This is a genomic window from Anaerophaga thermohalophila str. Valhall (genome assembly GCF_000250735.1).
Lineage (GTDB): Bacteria > Bacteroidota > Bacteroidia > Bacteroidales > Marinilabiliaceae > Anaerophaga > Anaerophaga thermohalophila_A.
The window spans coordinates 1-18,589 of sequence record NZ_AHZV01000114.1 but is presented as its reverse complement, the minus strand read 5'-3'; the positions used below and the strand labels follow the sequence as shown (position 1 = coordinate 18,589).

At 42.3% G+C, this 18,589-nt stretch carries 12 protein-coding genes; 8 read left to right on the top strand and 4 right to left on the bottom strand.

Annotation, left to right across the window (positions count from 1 at the left end; genetic code table 11):
- Positions 1-89: 89 nt before the first annotated feature.
- Complete coding sequence (locus OQ5_RS0106185) at positions 90-557, top strand: DUF4293 domain-containing protein (protein ID WP_016776648.1); 468 nt, start codon at positions 90-92, stop codon at positions 555-557.
- Between the two features lie 39 nt (positions 558-596).
- Here the strand turns inward: OQ5_RS0106185 and sucB are convergent, their stop codons facing one another.
- The 3 genes from sucB to OQ5_RS0106175 form a co-directional block, all read right to left on the bottom strand.
- Positions 597-1,304 (bottom strand): dihydrolipoyllysine-residue succinyltransferase, encoded by a 708-nt coding sequence (gene sucB / locus OQ5_RS24340; RefSeq protein ID WP_255297412.1) that lies wholly within the window; start codon positions 1,302-1,304, stop codon positions 597-599.
- Positions 1,305-1,359: 55 nt separating this feature from the next.
- A complete protein-coding gene (locus OQ5_RS24335; protein WP_044107661.1) occupies positions 1,360-1,911 on the bottom strand; it encodes a biotin/lipoyl-containing protein in 552 nt (183 codons plus the stop codon).
- A 184-nt stretch (positions 1,912-2,095) separates the two neighbouring features.
- Positions 2,096-4,912 (bottom strand): 2-oxoglutarate dehydrogenase E1 component, encoded by a 2,817-nt coding sequence (locus tag OQ5_RS0106175; RefSeq protein WP_016776647.1) that lies wholly within the window; start codon positions 4,910-4,912, stop codon positions 2,096-2,098.
- Between the two features lie 378 nt (positions 4,913-5,290).
- Here OQ5_RS0106175 and OQ5_RS0106170 point away from each other — a divergent pair, with 378 nt between their 5' ends.
- Entirely contained in the window at positions 5,291-8,197 is a 2,907-nt protein-coding gene (locus OQ5_RS0106170; protein ID WP_016776646.1) for a PD-(D/E)XK nuclease family protein, read from the top strand.
- Positions 8,198-8,384: 187 nt separating this feature from the next.
- On the opposite strand, the gene trmD is transcribed toward OQ5_RS0106170, so the two are convergent.
- Complete coding sequence (trmD, locus tag OQ5_RS0106165; RefSeq protein WP_016776645.1) at positions 8,385-9,074, bottom strand: tRNA (guanosine(37)-N1)-methyltransferase TrmD; 690 nt, start codon at positions 9,072-9,074, stop codon at positions 8,385-8,387.
- Positions 9,075-9,525: 451 nt separating this feature from the next.
- Between trmD and OQ5_RS0106160 the strand changes: the two genes are divergently transcribed.
- From OQ5_RS0106160 to OQ5_RS0106135, 6 genes are all read left to right on the top strand, one after another.
- On the top strand, positions 9,526-11,847 hold the full coding sequence (locus OQ5_RS0106160) for a DUF349 domain-containing protein (RefSeq protein ID WP_016776644.1): 2,322 nt from the start codon (positions 9,526-9,528) through the stop codon (positions 11,845-11,847).
- A gap of 124 nt (positions 11,848-11,971) precedes the next feature.
- Positions 11,972-13,597: a CTP synthase gene (locus OQ5_RS0106155; protein WP_016776643.1), complete on the top strand. Its 1,626-nt coding sequence runs from the start codon at positions 11,972-11,974 to the stop codon at positions 13,595-13,597.
- A 182-nt stretch (positions 13,598-13,779) separates the two neighbouring features.
- Positions 13,780-15,648 (top strand): membrane protein insertase YidC, encoded by a 1,869-nt coding sequence (yidC, locus tag OQ5_RS0106150; protein ID WP_016776642.1) that lies wholly within the window; start codon positions 13,780-13,782, stop codon positions 15,646-15,648.
- Positions 15,649-15,695: 47 nt separating this feature from the next.
- Positions 15,696-15,773, top strand: coding sequence for a hydrolase (locus OQ5_RS25250; RefSeq protein WP_369688185.1), 78 nt, complete (start codon positions 15,696-15,698; stop codon positions 15,771-15,773).
- A gap of 5 nt (positions 15,774-15,778) precedes the next feature.
- Positions 15,779-16,048, top strand: coding sequence for a hypothetical protein (locus OQ5_RS0106145; protein WP_016776641.1), 270 nt, complete (start codon positions 15,779-15,781; stop codon positions 16,046-16,048).
- Positions 16,049-16,144: 96 nt separating this feature from the next.
- Positions 16,145-18,301, top strand: a complete 2,157-nt coding sequence (locus OQ5_RS0106135; RefSeq protein ID WP_255297411.1) for a tyrosine-type recombinase/integrase — start codon at positions 16,145-16,147, stop codon at positions 18,299-18,301.
- The last annotated feature ends 288 nt before the right edge of the window (positions 18,302-18,589 follow it).

Genomic DNA, 18,589 nt, shown 5'->3' with positions numbered 1-18,589 from the left:
CGACCTAAGGTTATAAAAGTCTGTTGAATATTACAGAAAAGCTGTAATTCCTCAATATTTTATATTTTTGTATTCAAAACAAACCGATTATGATACAACGCATACAAACAGTATATTTACTGATAGCCACTATTTTGACGGGAAGTTTGTTCTTTCTGACCATGGCCGAAATGGCCGACATGAAGGACTTTTACGAACTGACATGGAAAGGCATTTACAAAATCGGCCCCGAAAACACAACACAACTTGTGATTCCGGGGTGGGCGCTTTCAATCTTAACCGTAGTCGCCACGGCCATCTCATTCTTCACTATCTTTTTGTATAAGAAGCGGCTGATCCAGATCAGGCTTTGCGGATTGAATATGGGATTATTGCTCGGACTTTCGGGTATGATATACTATATGGGCAAGTCGGGTGCCAAAGAGCTGGGTGCCAGCGAACTCTCATTCAGCTGGCCGCTTGTTCTTCCGTTGGTTGCGCTGGTATTGGTTTACCTGGCATTGCGCGCCATTGGTAAAGATGAAGCTTTGGTCAGGTCAATGAACCGGATAAGGTGATGTGTTTTATTGCCATATAGCTTAAAGGTCAATTGTAAATCACAGCTCCAGCAAACTACTTATAACATCGTTGCCTCCATACAGCAACATCTCGGGTTGTTCGATCATTTTTTTTACGTCCATCAGGAAACCAACCGAGTCTTTACCATCGATCAGTCTGTGGTCGTAACTCAGGGCCACGTACATAACCGGACGGATTTCCAACTTCCCATCCACAGCTACGGGACGGTCTGTAATGTTGTGCATGCCAAGAATTGCGGACTGAGGGGGGTTGATCAGCGGGGTAGACAGCATGGAACCAAATACGCCACCGTTGGTAATAGTAAAAGTTCCTCCTGACATTTCTTCCAGCGAAATTTTTCCCGACCGTGCTTTTCCTGCAAGTTTCTTAAGTTCGGATTCAATATCTGCCAGGGAGCGTTTCTCCACATTCCGGATAACGGGTACCATCAAGCCTTTTGGTGTTTGTACGGCAACGGAAATATCAACATACTCCGGGGTTACGATTTCCTCTTTATCAATCATACTATTGACCCGAGGCCTTGCCATTAATGCAAGGGCCGATGCCTTCAGGAAAAAAGACATAAAACCCAGTTTCAGCCCGTGTTTTTCAACAAACTTATCCTGATATTCTTTTCGTATCTTCATGACGGCCGACATATCAACCTCGTTGAAGGTAGTAAGCATGGCCGTTTCATTTTTTACACTCACCAGACGCTGACTGAGTTTTTTGCGTAACTGGCTCATCTTTTCTCGTTTCTCGTTTCGGCCAGACGCTACTGTTTCTCTGGCATCAGCTAATTCAGTATTTTTTTTGAGAAACGCCTTCAATAACCGCATCCACATCCGATGCTGAAAGTTTTTTAAGCCCTTGCAAAATGTCGTCTACAGACAGACCGGCTGCCTTCATTTTCTCCCTGGCTAACGGGGTGATCTTAACATTTTTGTTTTTATCAGAAACTTTGTTTTGCTTCTGTCCGGAAGTGAGTTCTGAAGATTCACTGCCCCCGCTCTGTTCCTTTTCAATTAGTTCTGTTCTTTCAGTCTCAGATGTTTTTTCTTTCACCTCATCAGTACTATCCTTCTTATCTTCATCTTCAGAAATATCATCGGTTACTTCAACCGAAGTATCAATCTGACAGGCTATATCGCCTGGTGAGACTGAAGTGCCTGCTTCTATTTTAATGAAAATTTTGCCACTTTCGGGTGCGTTGAGCATAAGAGTGGCTTTGTCGGATTCTATTTCTGCCAAATCCTGGTCTTTATGGACCATATCGCCATCATTCACCATCCATGTGGCCAGTTCAACTTCGGTAATTGATTCTCCCGGACTTGGTATTTTTACGTCTATCATATTGTTTAATACTCTGTTAAATTTTATATGAATCTTAACCGGATCTATTGACTAAAAAGTGCCTGTCTATAAAGCAGGAAAAGTTTCTTACTTATCATGTGTAAATTTATGGTACTACCCTTATTTTTGTGGTTAAATATTTATGAGTAAGGTCTTAAAAGCATCTTTGTTGCCAAACTCAATTCTATATTGAGAATCGTTGTGGTGTTTCAAAATATTTATGCTGTTTCAATATTTCAGCTCTTGTTTTACCTTCGACGCATTGAAGACCGCAGTAATCGTTTTTCAATTCGCAATGACATTTTTTAAAGACTTTACCGATTATTTCTTTTTGCCCGACAACATGCAGTCCACTGAGTCCGGTAGCAGGACTGGCGCTGGCCAGTCTGGCGACCGGCACCGGTTTTAGTTCAGGCAATTGATTTTCCACATAATACCAGGCTCCCATGTTCTCGGGTTCTTCCTGTACCCAGAGGTTTAGCAAAGCATTGGGATAACGTTTTATCACCTCCAGGATTTTATGTTTGGGAAAGGGATGTAATTGCTCAATTCGAATCAAAGCAACATCCCTTGCATTGAGTTCCTGTTTCCTGGCCAGTAAATCGTAATATATTTTGCCACTGCAAAGAACAACTCTTTTAACACTCTCAGGGTCTGTATCTTCATCGTCCAATACTTCCTGAAACGCACCATCAGCAAGTTCATCCATTCTGGAAATGCAAAGCGGATGCCTTAAAAGACTTTTGGGGGTAAACACCACCATAGGAATTCTGAAATCACGCTTCATCTGACGTCTTAAGGCATGGAAAAGATTAGCCGGAGTAGTACAATTAAGAATCTGCATATTGTTTCCGGCCGCCTGGTTCAGGAACCGTTCAATTCGGGCACTTGAGTGTTCGGGGCCCTGACCTTCGAAACCGTGGGGAAGAAAAAGCACCAGCCCGTTTTTCAAACCCCATTTTTCTTCAGCCGAACTGATGAACTGGTCGACCACCACCTGCCCCACATTGAAGAAATCGCCAAACTGGGCTTCCCATATTGTCAGGCCGTCAGGAACGCCAAGGGCAAAACCATACTCAAACCCCATTACGCCGTATTCATTGAGTGGCGAATTATAGATATTAAAAATGGCCTGTTCCGGGGAAAGATGCTGAAGCGGGAAATAGGATTCTGCCATATCTTCGAGTGTAAACCCTGCATGGCGATGCGCAAAAGTACCCCTAACCGAATCCTGACCACTTATTCTTACCGGGTGGCCTTCCATAAGCAGCGAGGCATAGGCGAGCAACTCACCCATAGCCCAGTCAATACGGTCTTCTTTGACCATTTTTTTCCGGTCTTCGACCAGCTTCTCCAGCTTACGGAAAAATTTTTTGTCGGCCGGAAGTGTGTTAATTTTTTCAGCCAGGTCAATAAGTTGATCCTTATCGACACCGGTTTGAGGAGATTCATTAAAATCGCTGTCTTCGGCATGCCTGAATTTTCCCCAAATATCCTGAAGGAAAGGCCTTATATGAACAATATCGGTTTTCTGCGATTCGGCCAGACCGGTCTCGAGCATTTGGTTAAAGTCGTTCTGAAATTTCTCAATCTCCTTTTTAGTCAGAACATTCTCTTCTATCAGTTTTCTGGCATAAATATCCCGTGGATTGGGATGTGTTGCAATGGCCTTATAGAGTGTCGGCTGCGTAAAGCGGGGCTCATCACCTTCGTTATGTCCGTGCTTCCGGTACGAGAGGATATCAATAAAAACATCGGTATGGAAAGTCTGCCTGTATTCCACCGCAAGCTCAAGGGCATAAACCATGGCTTCGGCATCGTCTCCGTTGATATGAAATACCGGACTGCGGGTTACCTTTCCCACATCAGTACTATAGGTGCTGGAGCGCGCATCCAGATAATTGGTGGTAAAACCAACCTGATTATTTATCACAATATGAATGGTACCTCCTGTTGAATAACCATTCAGTCCTGCCATCTGAACAACCTCATAAACAACGCCCTGTCCGGCGATGGCCGAATCGCCGTGAATAACCAGAGGAATGACCTTATTAAAATCTTTATCGTATGCCTGTTCGGCGCGTGAGCGGGTTAATCCTTCCACTACAGGAGTTACGGCCTCCAAATGCGAAGGGTTAGGTAAAAGATTAACTTTTACTGTCCCGGACAGCGTATCGATGGAATTATCATACCCCAGATGGTATTTGACATCTCCCAGAGAAATACTATCATCGTACTGATCCCCGTTAAATTCATTAAAAATATCACGAACCGGTTTCTTAAGAATATTACTCAAAACATTAAGACGCCCGCGATGGGACATTCCGATCATTACTTCCTTTATTCCCAGAGCTGCACCTTTTTCGATAATGGCATCAAGACCGGGAATGAGCACTTCGGAACCCTCAAGTGAAAATCGTTTCTGACCTACAAATTTCCGGTGAATGAAACTTTCAAATCCTGCTGCTTCTTTAAGCCGGTGAAATATTCTCATCTTTTTGTCTACTGTGAATGAGGGGGTGTTGCGTACCCTTTCCATCCTTCTTTTTAACCATGACACCATTTCGGGATGACGAATATAGAGATACTCAACCCCCACAGATCCACAATAGGTTTGTTTCAGATGTGATATTATATCGCGCAGAGGGACCGGGCCCAAACCAATTTCTTTTCCAGCCTGAAACACAACATCCAGGTCATCCTCCGAAAGCCCGAAGTTTTCTATGTCGAGTGTCGGAAAGTATTTCCGGCGGGTTCGAACAGGATTGGTAGCGGTAAAAAGATGGCCGCGCTGACGATACCCGTGAATAAGATTAATGACATTAAACTCTTTACCAACAACGCCTTCGCCGGAATGATTGAAATTACGAAAAGCAAAATCGAAGCCACGGAAAAAGTTCCGCATACTCTCATCTACCGAGTCGGGATTGTTTCTGTAATCCTCATAAAGTTTTTCAATCGCTTCAATGTCGCTGTTACCGACAAACGAAAATGAATCCATAATATTATTTAGTACTTGTCCATAAACTCTCAAAAATTTTCACAATATGTGTGTCTGTTCAGACAGTACCAGTTGCAATGGCTGCCCCGATATCGTCGGGGGCTTGCGAAACCAATTGTTTATGCCCACAGAATCTTGCTTGTTAAAATACAGCATATCAATGTTGTACGAAACATCTTATATCTAAAAATCTTACGATCTGTTGTAAGTATGTCAGTAACTAAATCTTTACTATTGACTACTGACTATTGACTATTGACTACTGACTAAAAACTACTGACTGAATTACCCTTTATGGCTCTTGATCACGAAATCAGAATAGAGGGATCAATTTAAAGTCAGTCAAAAAATTTATCTTTGCTGAAAACACGCTTCAATATGCATTTTTTTCTGGAACAACTGGCCGATTACCATCTTCAAAAGTATTTAACAGATATTTCGGACTTTTGTTTTGTCTTCCCCAGCCGCCGGGCAGGCGTTTTTTTTCGCCAATACCTGAGTGAAAAAAGTCCTCAACCCATTTTTTCGCCTGATATACTGACAATTAATGATTTTTTTGGGAAGTTTGATCATCGTCCTGTCAGTGATAATATCAGCCTGATTTTTAAACTTTTTGATTCCTACAGGGAAGTAGCAGACCCGGATGTTGCTCTTGATGACTTCATCCCGTGGGGGGAGATGTGTCTTTCGGATTTCGACGACATTGATAAATACCTCGTCAATCCCTTCCAGGTTTTCATGAATCTGGCCGATCAGAAGGCTCTCGAAGATGATTTTAGTCACCTCGACAAAGAACAGATCGAAGCCATTCGTACCTTTTGGAGTTCTTTTGACCCTAAACGGCTGTCGAAACTACAACAATCATTTCTCGAATTATGGAAAAAAATGCCTGTATTATATGAACATTTCAACGAACGTCTTGACCGGGATAATGAAGTTTATGAAGGAAAACTGTTTAAAGCAGTGGCTCAAAAGATACAGGACAAAACCATTGAAGATGTTGCATACAAGCACATTGTTTTCGCCGGCCTGAATGCATTGAATAATTGTGAAAAGCGTTTACTCAATTACTTAAAAACAAAAGGAAAGGCCTCGTTTTTCTGGGATTATCCCGAATGGATACTGAAAAATCCGGAAAGTCCGGCCGGTAAACAAACACCTCAGGGAGAGCACGAAGCAGGAAGATTCATTAAACGGAACCTTTTGGATTTTCCGATGCCCGATGACTGGGAAAATCCTTTCACGGAGGGGCCAGAAAAAATCACAATTGCCACTGCAGCTAATGATTTGGCGCAAACCCAAATTGCTGCATCTTTCTTAAAACAAATGGCAAAAGTCAAACCCGGTAAAGAAAGCAGCACCTCTCCCGGAGTGAGAACCGCTTTTATTCTGGCCGATGAAACGTTAATGTTGCCGGCAATTCATGCGGTTCCTGCCGAATGGGAAAAAATCAACGTAACACTTGGCTATCCGCTCAAAAACACGCCTGCCTACAGTCTTATTGACACACTGATGACCATGCAACATGCCATGCGAACCACCAGGGAAGGCAAAACCTGGTTCTATCATCGACATCTTCTGGCACTTCTGCGTCATCAGTACATATCACCCTTGATTGGAGAGCAGGGACATCAGTTGATCAACGATCTGATAAAGGCCAACAAAGTATTCATTGAAAGAGCACAAATCCCGGAAAATGAGCTCCTCCATAAAGTGCTTAAAAAGGCGGTAACGCCTGATGAGCTGACTTCGTACTTTACAGACATCCTGGAAACCATTTACAGGAACCTTAAAAAACGTCCCGAAACCGCTTTAGAGCAAGAATTTGTTTATCACCTGTACCTGACCATCAAGCGGCTTGGGGAAATATTGTCTAAACAAAATATAACCGTAGCACCGGAAACCTGGTTTCGGCTTTTTCGTAAACTGGCCGATTACCAGACGGTTCCTTTTCGGGGAGAACCTTTGAGCGGACTTCAGATGATGGGAATTCTGGAAACCAGGGTTTTGGATTTCGACAACCTGGTAATCACCGGCATGAACGAAGGGATATTTCCCCATGCAGCCCCACCCAATTCGGCCATTCCTTTCAACCTGCGAAAAGGTTTCGGACTCCCTACCATAGATAATCAGGATTCTATTTTTGCTTATTATTTTTATCGTCTTATCCACCGTGCCAAAAATGTGACCCTCGTATGGTCTGCCACTGACGCCAACAAGCAGGCAGGCGAAATGAGCCGTTTTCTGCATCAGCTCTATTACGAATATCCGGGTATTGTTGAAAACCTTACATACACACAGGAAGCAGGCATCAAAGCAGTCCCTGAAATACATGCCGAAAAAAATACCCGGGTAATGAATCAGCTTTCGTCTTTTCTGGATAACGGAGACCGTGCCCTTTCCCCAAGTGCACTAAGCGATTACATCGAATGCCCGCTCCGCTTCTACTTCAAATACCTTGCTGAAGCCAAAGAGCCGGAAGATATTTCGGAAGAACTGGATCCGCGCATCTTCGGTAATTTATTCCATCAAACGGTAGAAGCATTGTACAAACCATACCGCGGTGAAATTTTGACGTCCGAAATAATTGAACAAATTTCGAAGCCCGTCAATCTTCGTCATACGCTTGAGGAAATATTTGCGCAAAACGTCCCTTTTATTAAGCAGGAACAAAATGTTTTTGCCGATCTGCAAGGAAAAAACAGTCTCGTATTTGAAGTGCTGATGCGCTATCTGAAAGGCTTTTTTGAAAGTGAGAAAAAGAGAACACCCTTCGTTATTCACGGCCTGGAATACCGGATGAAGATGACTTTCACAACGCCATCGGGGCACAAGATTCGTTTAGGTGGCAACATCGACCGGTTAGAAGAAAAAGACGGTACCATACGGGTTATTGATTACAAAACAGGAAAAGGTACCAACCGCATTGCCGATATTGATGACCTGTACGATACATCCAAACACTCCGAAAACAAAGCCATTTTCCAGACACTGCTCTATTCGCTGATGGTTTCGGATGACCGGAAAACCACGCCTGACAGAGTACAACCTGCCGTGGTCTGGATGCGCAAACTTTTTACCGATACAGATATCAGTTTATATCTAAAACCGTCCCGTGGACAGCAGGAAGAGTTGAATCTTGAAAAGGCGGAACCTGCTTATAGTAATGCCCTTGGAATATTACTGGATGAATTGTTCGACGATGGTACCCCCTTTAAACAAACGCCGCATGAAGAGAATTGTAACTATTGTATTTACAGGGAGATATGCTTGAAACAGAAATAGATGTTAGATAGTGTCTGTCCATAAAGTGCCATTTGCTGTGTTACGCTCGCCGCCAAAATCCTCATTTACGATTAGTAAACTCCGGTTTTGGCGGCTTCGCAAGCCTTGCAACTGGCACTTCCTGAACAGACACATGATAAGTAGGAATCTTTTCCTACTTTATAGACAGGCACTAGATAATGGTTCATCACTTTTCATCGTGGTCATCAAACAAATCGGGTCGCAACCGGCGGGTGCGCTCCAGCGACTGTTGCTCACGCCACTCATCAATCAGCTTGTCATTGCCTGAAAGCAAAACGTCGGGAACCTTCCACCCCCTGAAATCGTATGGTCTGGTGTAAACAGGCGGTGCCAGAAGATTGTCCTGAAAAGAGTCGGTAAGTGCCGAAGTTTCGTCGCCAATCACGCCCGGGATGACTCTGACAACAGCATCAACAACCATTGCAGCGGCAAGCTCTCCCCCGCTCAAAACAAAATCGCCAATAGATATTTCACGAGTGATATATTGATCGCGCACTCTCTGGTCGACTCCTTTATAGTGCCCGCATAGAAGAATTATATTGTCACAAAGCGAAAGCCGGTTGGCTTCCTTCTGGTTAAAACGCTTCCCGTCGGGACTCAAATAAATCACCTGATCGTAATTTCTTTCGGACTTCAGTTTATCGATGAGTCGTGCAATGGGGGCTATTTGCATCACCATTCCTGCACCACCTCCAAAAGGATAATCATCAACCCTTTTATGTTTGTCCTGCGAATAGTCACGTATATCGTGAATATGTATGTCAACTGCACCTTTTTCCATCGCCCTTTTTATGATCGACTCGGAAAACGGCCCCTGAAACATAGCCGGAAACAGTGTGAGAATGTCAATGCGCATACAAAAACTTTTTTGCAAAGATAGAAATATGCGTTTACTACTGAAACGGGTATGGCAAAGTTTGCCTTAACAGATCATTAGATTTTTAGATATAAGTAATCGACAGGCAGAAGTTTGCCAGGCAGAAGGCAGAAGTGTTAAATTTTGCAGATAAGAATTTTACCGTTAGTACCGAAAATTGGCCTGATAAGCAAAATACTCCGCTAAGTTTTTGCAATACGCTGCAAACCAATTGTCTGCATCTCAGATGGGTTTAGCCGTTAAAATGCAGTAGATCAAGGTTATAAAAATCATCTTACATCTTATATCTGAAAATCTAACGATCTATTGAATGCTAAAAACCCGATAAAATTCCATTTTGATGGAAAAATATTTGATGATTATGGTATATTTGATAGTTTCGTAATCAGAAATCTAATCAGCTTTGTCGCATCTTTAAAAAAAGAGAAAGATGGTAGCCAACGATCTAAACAAATCATCTGACGAACAGATGAATTTGAATTCAGGAGAATCAACTGAAAATATGCAGAACGACAACAAGAATCCTTCCCCTGAAAACGAGGTTGAAGAATCCAAATCCGGTAATAAGGAAGATAAAGAACAAACTTTTCCGGAAAACCAGGAAGAGCAATCAACCGAAAACGGGGAAAGCGACACCGAACAATCTGAAATACCGGACAAAGAAAGCCGTGAACCTGAGTCCTCTGTCGACCCTGCCGCCGGGGAAGCCAGCGAGGTAACTGAAGAAGCGGTTACTGAGGAAGAACCTTCGGACGAAGCTACTAACCAGGACGACGCAAAAGAGGCTGAGGCGTATCAGGATAATGAAGAAAACGATTCTGATGAAGAAAATGAACCCGAAGCAACGGATGAGGAGGACGCCATTGAAAAAGACGAGTCTGAAGAGGATGATGTAGCCGATAGCGAAGAAGGTAAAGATGAAATTAAATCAGAAGAAAGCCGGCAAGATGTTGACAGCGATAAAAAAGACAAATCTTCAGACCTTGGAAAAAAAGGTTCGGATGCTGAAAAAAATCACCCGGAAGAGGTAGATTATTCAACACTTTCGCGGGAAGAACTGCTTAAACACTACCATAAATTAATGAACGAATTTCCGGCATCGGCTATAAAAGGACATGTTGAAGCCATCCGTAAAGAATTCGAACGAAAAAGTGCAGCAGAACTCACCAGGATGAGAGAAGAGTTCATCGCATCGGGTGAACCGGCCGAAGCCTTTACGCCACCCCACGATGATCTGTCGGATGCTATGCAGGAAGCCATTCAGGCTTTTCGCAAAAAACGTGACGAAGAAAGAGCTCAAATTGAGGAGGAAAAGAAGAAAAACCTGGCAGCCAAATATGAAGTTATCGAAGGCATCAAAGATTTGGTCAACCGACAGGAGTCGCTTCATCATACTTTTGATGAATTCAGAGCTCTCCAGCAAAGATGGCGGGAGATAGGGCCTGTTCCGCAAAAGGAGGTCCACGACATGTGGGAAAATTATCACCTGCACGTCGAAAACTTCTACAATTACATCAAAATCAACAAAGAGCTTCGCGACCTCGATCTTAAGAAGAACTACGAAGCTAAGCTGGGCCTTTGCGAAAAAGCCGAAAAGCTCCTTCTGGAACCATCAATTGTTAAGGCCTTTAAAACACTTCAGAAGTATCATGACCAGTGGCGTGAAATAGGGCCTGTTCCTAAAGAAAAGAAAGAGGAACTATGGGAACGTTTCCGCGAAGCCACGGTAAAAATCAATCAAAAACACCAGGAATATTTTGAAAACCTGAAAGAAGAGCAACAGAAAAATCTGGAAGCCAAAAAGGAACTTTGCGAAAAGGTTGAAGCCATATTGGAAAAAGACCTTAAATCGCCAAAAGAATGGGAAAACCACAGCAAAACCATCATCGAAATACAACGATTATGGAAAACAATTGGTTTTGCGCCCAAAAAAGACAACCAGGAAATATATCTGAGGTTCCGGGCAGCCTGCGACCGCTTTTTTGATGCCAAGCGAGAATATTTCAGGCGATATAAAGAAGAACAACAAAACAACCTGCAGCTCAAAAACGAGCTTGTTCAGCAGGCCGAGGCCCTTAAAGACAGTACCGACTGGAAGAATACCACCGAAGAGCTCATCCGCATTCAGAAACGGTGGAAAGAAATCGGGCCTGTACCACGAAAACATTCCGATGCCATCTGGAAAAAGTTTCGTGGTGCCTGTGATCATTTCTTCAACCGAAAGGCAGAGTTCTTCAGCAAAAAAGATGAAGCACAGGAACAAAACCTGAAGCTCAAGGAAGAACTTATTGAAGAGCTCAGACAATATGAACCAGGCAAAAACAACGAAGAGAGCTTCAGGGTACTCCAGGACTTTCAGCGCCGCTGGTCAGAAATCGGGTTTGTTCCGATTAAAGAAAAGGACCGGGTAAACCAGGAATTCCGTAACCTGATAAATGCACGATTCGACCATCTGAACATGGATGAAACCACCAAAGCTTTGCAAAAATTCAGAAATAAACTGGAAAACTGGAAACTGGAAGGACAATTTGAGGATCGCATCAACCAGGAGAGAAACAAAATCATCGGGAAACTGAAACAACTGGAAAACGATATCATTCTTTGGGAAAATAACATAGGCTTCTTCACCAAATCGAAAAACTCGGAAGCGTTAGTGCGCGATTTCAAAAACAAAATAGAAAACGGCAAACGCAACATCACATTACTTAACAAAAAACTCGACCTCATTGAAGAAATGGAAAAAGAGCAATAAAAGGTATCTTGCGTTGTTGCTCATTTTCTTGAACAGGGTCACATATTCCGGGTTCTTTTTGCTAACTTTGTGGCTTGAAAAAATTTGAACATGCCCATTCGTTAAACCTTAAAATATTGAAAAAGTGCCCGATACACGCTATGTTTTTGTTACAGGAGGTGTCACTTCCTCTTTGGGAAAAGGAATTATTTCAGCATCGCTGGCCAAATTACTTCAGGCCCGGGGTTACAGGGTAACCATTCAAAAACTGGACCCGTACCTGAACGTGGATCCCGGAACACTCAACCCCTACGAACACGGCGAATGCTTTGTAACCGAAGACGGAGCAGAAACAGACCTCGACCTTGGCCATTACGAAAGGTTTCTGAATGTTCCCACCTCGCAGGCCAACAATGTTACCACAGGACGGATATATCAAAATGTCATCAACAAAGAACGCAAAGGTGACTACCTGGGAAAAACAGTACAGATTATTCCTCATATAACCGATGAGATCAAACGCAACATCAAACTCCTGGGCACGAAGCATAAATTTGATGTTGTCATCACCGAAATTGGCGGAACGGTTGGCGATATCGAATCTCTTCCCTATATCGAAGCAGTTCGGCAGCTGAAATGGGAACTGGGACACAGAGCAATGGTCATTCACCTGACACTTGTCCCCTATCTGGCCGCCAGCGGAGAGTTGAAAACAAAACCGACACAACACTCGGTAAAATCATTGCTCGAAATCGGGGTTCAGCCCGATGTGCTTGTACTTCGAACCGAAAAAGACCTCACTACCGACGTTCGAAAGAAAGTAGCTCTTTTCTGTAATGTAGATATCAGGGCGGTCATTCAGTCAATTGATGTATCCTCCATCTACGAGGTACCCGTAAAAATGCAGGAAGAAGGACTGGATGAGACGGTTCTTGAAAAACTCCGGCTTCCTGTTGAAGGCAAACCCGAGCTGAAGGAATGGAAAGCCTTTCTGAGCAAACTTAAAAATGCAAAAAAGACGGTTCGCATTGGTCTTGTCGGAAAATACGTGGAACTACCCGATGCCTACAAATCCATTATTGAATCTCTTAACCATGCAGGTACTTACAATGACCACAAAGTCGACCTCAGGCTCATACATTCGGAAAATCTGACCACCGAAAATGTTGAAAACAAACTGAAAGACCTTCATGGCATACTGGTTGCCCCGGGATTTGGACACAGAGGAATCGAAGGAAAACTGGCTGCCGCAAAATATGCCCGCGAAAAGAACATTCCATTCTTTGGGGTCTGTCTGGGAATGCAATGTGCAGTAATAGAATTTGCCCGCAACGTACTGAAGCTTGAAAAGGCCAACTCGCGTGAAATGGACCACAATACACCGCACCCGGTAATTGACCTGATGGAAGACCAGAAAAATGTAACCGACAAAGGCGGAACAATGCGACTGGGTGCTTATGAATGTGAGCTTACTAAAAACACCCGTTCCTATAATGCTTACAAAAAAGAGCTGGTGAATGAACGCCACCGGCATCGATATGAATTCAACAACGAATACCTGGAACAGTTTGAAACAGCAGGAATGATAAGCGCCGGAACCAATCCCGACACAGGACTGGTTGAAATAATTGAAATACCTTCACACAGATGGTTTGTTGGCGTACAATTTCATCCGGAGTACAGTAGTACGGTACTTAATCCGCATCCAATGTTTCTGGCCTTTGTAAAAGCTGCCATTGATCATGGGAAAGAGGGGGTGAATAGGCATTAGTTTTTAGTCATTAGTTTTTAGTCATTAGTTTTTAGTTTTTAGTTTTAGCAGAAGAGAGAAGTAAGGATTTCAGGGATTGGCAGATGCAGAGAATCATCAAGAAAGGATAAACAACAAAGAGTCTGGCAACAAAGATGCTTTTTAGGCCACACTCAAAAATATAAAAAATACAATTACAGATAATGGACAAAAATTCAGTAACCGGATTATTACTTATCACAGCCATTTTGGCCTTGTTTTGGTGGATGAATAAACCTTCGGAAGAAGAAATAGCTGAACGAAAGCGCCAACTCGATTCGCTGAACAGAATTGAAGCACAAGAAGCCGCTCGTGAAGCTGAAAAGAAAGAGGAAGGCACACAAAAAGAAATTTCGGCCGAAGAAGTTGATGAAAAAACAAATCAGGACAGCATCCGCCGGCAGGCAGCAGGAATTCTTGCCCCTTATACCCAGGGTGAAAAGAAATTTTTCACACTCGAGAACAAAAAAATCAAAGTCACCTTATCGAATCCTGGCGGTCGAATTTATTCGGTAGAACTAAAAGAATATCAGACGCACGAGGGTCGTCCGCTGGTACTTTTCAACGGAGATGAGAACCGTTATGGTTTCAGCTTTACCTATAACACCCGCATCTATAATACCAACGATCTTTACTTCGATGCGGTTGAAAAAGGAACCAATTCCATTTCCTTTGAAATAAACGGCCCTGATGGAGAAAAACTGGCATTAAACTATTCACTTTCCGAGGACGAGTATTTAGTGGATCACTCCATAACATCAACGAATCTCGGGAAAAAGTTTGCAACGCCCCGAAATGCGCTCGACCTGCAATGGTATCAGAAAATGCCTGCCCAGGAAAAAGGAAGACAGTTTGAACAGCAATATTCAGGCATTTATTTTAAATTTTTCCAGGATGAAGTTGATGATATATCCGGAACAAGCAATAAAAATGAAGATTTGCGTACCCCTCTGAAATGGGTCGCTTTTAAAGACCAGTTTTTCAGCTCGGTACTAATAGCATCTCAAAATTTTGGAGGCGGATATGTCGAAACAGAGGTAATTGAAGATGAAAAGAGTCCGTTTTTGAGAATTAACCAGGCAGAACTGGCCCTGCCCTTCAGATTCGAAGAAGATGACGAAGCATCCATGCAGTTCTTTTTCGGACCGAACCATTTTTATACACTGCGCTCTTACGAAGGACTTGAGCTGCATGAAATTCTGCCTTTGGGATGGGGAATTTTCGGTTGGATCAACCGGTATGCCGTTATCCCTGTTTTCAACTTTCTTGAGGGTTTTATAGGCAACTATGGCATCATCATCCTGATACTGACCATTCTGATCAAAATAGTCCTGTTCCCGCTGACCTACAAATCGTACATGTCGACGGCCAAAATGCGTGTATTGAAACCTCAGATTGATGAGATCAATGAGCGTATTCCTAAAGAAAAAGCCATGGAACGGCAGCAGGCCACGATGGCACTTTATCGAAAAGCAGGAGTAAACCCTATGGGCGGTTGTTTACCCATCTTGCTGCAGATGCCTATACTGATTGCCATGTTCCGTTTCTTCCCGTCATCCATTGAGTTACGTCAGGAAAGTTTCTTGTGGGCATCCGACCTTTCAACGTACGACAGCATTCTTGATTTGCCCTTCACAATTCCGTTTTATGGCGATCATGTGAGTTTGTTTACGCTTTTAATGGCCGTTACCAATGTTGTTTATACCCGCATTAACCAGGAAATGACTCAGTCGTCGGCCCAGATGCCTGGAATGAAGGGGATGATGTATCTTATGCCCGTGATGTTCCTGTTTTTCTTCAACAGCTATGCGTCGGGGCTTAGTTACTATTATTTTATTTCAACCCTCATCACTATTGGTCAGACAGTTCTGATACGGCAGTTTGTGGACGAGAAGGCCATTCTTGCCAAACTGAAAGCCAATCAGAAAAAACCTGCAAAGAAATCGAAATTCCAGGCCCGCCTCGAAGAGATGCAAAAACAGCAGGCACAACTGCAAAAAGGAAAAGGCAAAAAGCCTGGAAAACGGAAATAGAAATCAACAGAAGAACATCCTCTGAAACGACCATGGCAGGATAGTACATGTGGTACACCACCTGCCCTAAATGTGCCAAAAAATACGGAAAAAACTATGTTGCCATTGTTGGTCAAACCAACTGATAAAAATGCAACAATTGATTGCTATTAGTGTTGAATGCTATTCAGGCTATCGTGCAGATGAATATCCGATAAAATTTTATCTGCACGATATGCCATTTCATATTACTGAAATTATTGACCGCTGGTATCAAAGGGAATCGTCACCGGATTATCCGGCGTCAACCTACTTTAAGGTTGTTACCAACGACCAACATCACTACATTTTGAAACATGCTTTAGATCAGGACAAGTGGTTCTTACTTGTAAAAGGAGAGGCCATTAACCTTCAGATTTGAACATCCTCTACAGGTCGTACATCAAAAAAACGCCTGATGATTTGGATAGAAAAAATGGTAATGCTAAATTTACTGATGCACAAATAATAATCCAAATTGAAGGCCAAACCAACCATAACACTAGTCCCGGATCACCACAGAAACTCCGAAGTGATTTTTTTAAAATTTTCGTATGATCCGGAATTGATCCGGAATGTACGCCAGTTACCGGGCACCTGCTGGAGTGCAACGAGGAAATGCTGGTATCAGCCCAAAAGCATATTTAATCTGCAAAAAACCATTAGTCTTCTGGAACCGGTTGCTTTTCTTGATTACAAGTCTCTATTGACCGAATTGGATGGTGCTGCAGAAAATGTCAACCCCGGATTAAAAAATTCACCCATTGAGAAAAAGACTTTCCCACAAAGTCATCTTCATCAGTCTGTAACCATACAAAAAGTAAAAGTAAGAATTGACAAAGAACGAAAGAAGATTTACGTAGATCATGGCTATTGTCCGGTGTTATTCAGAACATTCGGAAGATTAAACGAAGGTTTGTGGATAAAAAAGCACCAAAACTGGTTATTTGAAGGGAATAATGAAGTTTATCAAAAAATAGTCGGGATAATAGAAAAACAAGGATTTCCGTGGGAAAGAATAATTGTTAAGCGGTCGCCCCAACCATTATCAACCACTCAAACGAATAGTGATAACCATTTGAATGCAGATGGTCGGAAGAAAACACTTAATCAGGAAAAAAATGCACCGGTTTTACCACAAAAGCACAAACAGGTGCTAAAAGAATATAACAGTACCTTAACGTTGAAAAGGCTAAGCCCGGTAACATGCAGCACTTATCGTTATTACTTCACAAAATTTCTTTCAGAAAATGCTTCCCGGGATGTAGAAAATTTGAGCTACCGTGAAATTTACAGCTACATAAAGGAAAAAAAGAAAACACTTAGTGAAACAACTCTGCGCCAAACCATAGCTGCCATTAAGTTTTATTACGAAAGGACATTGGGACGTGATAAAATGTTTTTTTACTTCGCGGAAAAGAAACCAGTCAGGAAAAGTTTGCTGTTTCTGCCTTTCGATGAAATAAAACAACTTTTGGCGAACATCAAAACACCGGGAGAACGCCTGTTGCTGTTTCTCATTTACCATGCCAATCTTAAAATTTCAGATATTTGTGCTCTACCGGCAGACGCCTTACCACTTTTTAAAACAAGATACCGGCTTCCCGGCAATAGTGAAGATGCATTTGAATATCTGAAAAGCCTGATAGACGAATGCCGGACAGAATACACTCCCAAAAATAATTTGCTTGAATACAGAAACAAACCACATACTGAGGATACACTAAAAATAAAATTGTACAGGATTCTGCAACGATACAGATTAAAAGACATTTACGAAAAACAATATCGTCAGATACTGACAAATGCAGAATACAGTGAAAAAACCCGGATGATGTATTTAAGTACATTCATGCGCTTCCTGGCTCATTTCAATTACAAACATCCCTCTTTTATTTCGGATGAAGAAATAAAGGAGTATATGATTATGCACCGCGACAAATCGGCATCACATCAGGATAACCTGGTAAACACATTCAAATTCTTTTTCGAGAAAGTACATAATCAAACCTTATCGGACAAGTATGTTCTTCGCCCCAGACGCGGCTTCCATCTGCCCGATTATTTTTCGCGCGAAGAGATATCGGCAATGCTTAAAACCACAAGCAATATAAAACATAAACTGATAATTGCCATTGCATACACAGCCGGTCTGCGACGCAAAGAAGTTCAGAATTTAAAATTAGCTGATGTCGATCTGAAAAACAATCGTCTTTTTATCAGAGACTCAAAAGGCAAAAAGGATCGGTATACATTATTCTCAAGGCATTTGCATGATCTTTTCACCAATTACTTAAAAGAATACCACCCAAAAATTTATGTTTTCGAAAGCACAAAACCAGGAATTAAATACAGCACAACCAGCATGGCGCAAGTGCTGAAAAACATGGCCAAAGCAGCAGGAATACAACGAAAAGTACACTTGCACATGCTCCGTCATTCGTTTGCCACTCATTTACTTGAAGATGGACGCGACATTCGATATGTACAGGAACTTTTGGGACACCGGAGCATAAAAACAACAGAACGATACACTCATATTATCAGCGATGCACTGTCAACCGTAACCAGTCCTTTTGATCGTCTGGTTTCAGAAACAGGCTTTTTGAATAATGAAAACCGACCACCCCCATAAATATAAAAGTAGTTTAGTCAGTAGTTTTTAGTATGTAGTTAGTAGCCGGTATTAGAAATTGCAGTCACTAACATACTCAAAAGGCTACATTAACAAAACCTTTACGGATATTATAAAATATGAAATTTTCAATATATTTGTTAAAATGACAAAATCAACAAAGTCCCCCAAAATGATTTTTATACCAAACAACGATTTATAGCAAAAACAACAATATATTCGTTAAATCAGCAACTTACAGCGATATTCTGACTGTGCTTTTAATGGATATAAAGATAATGACGCTAT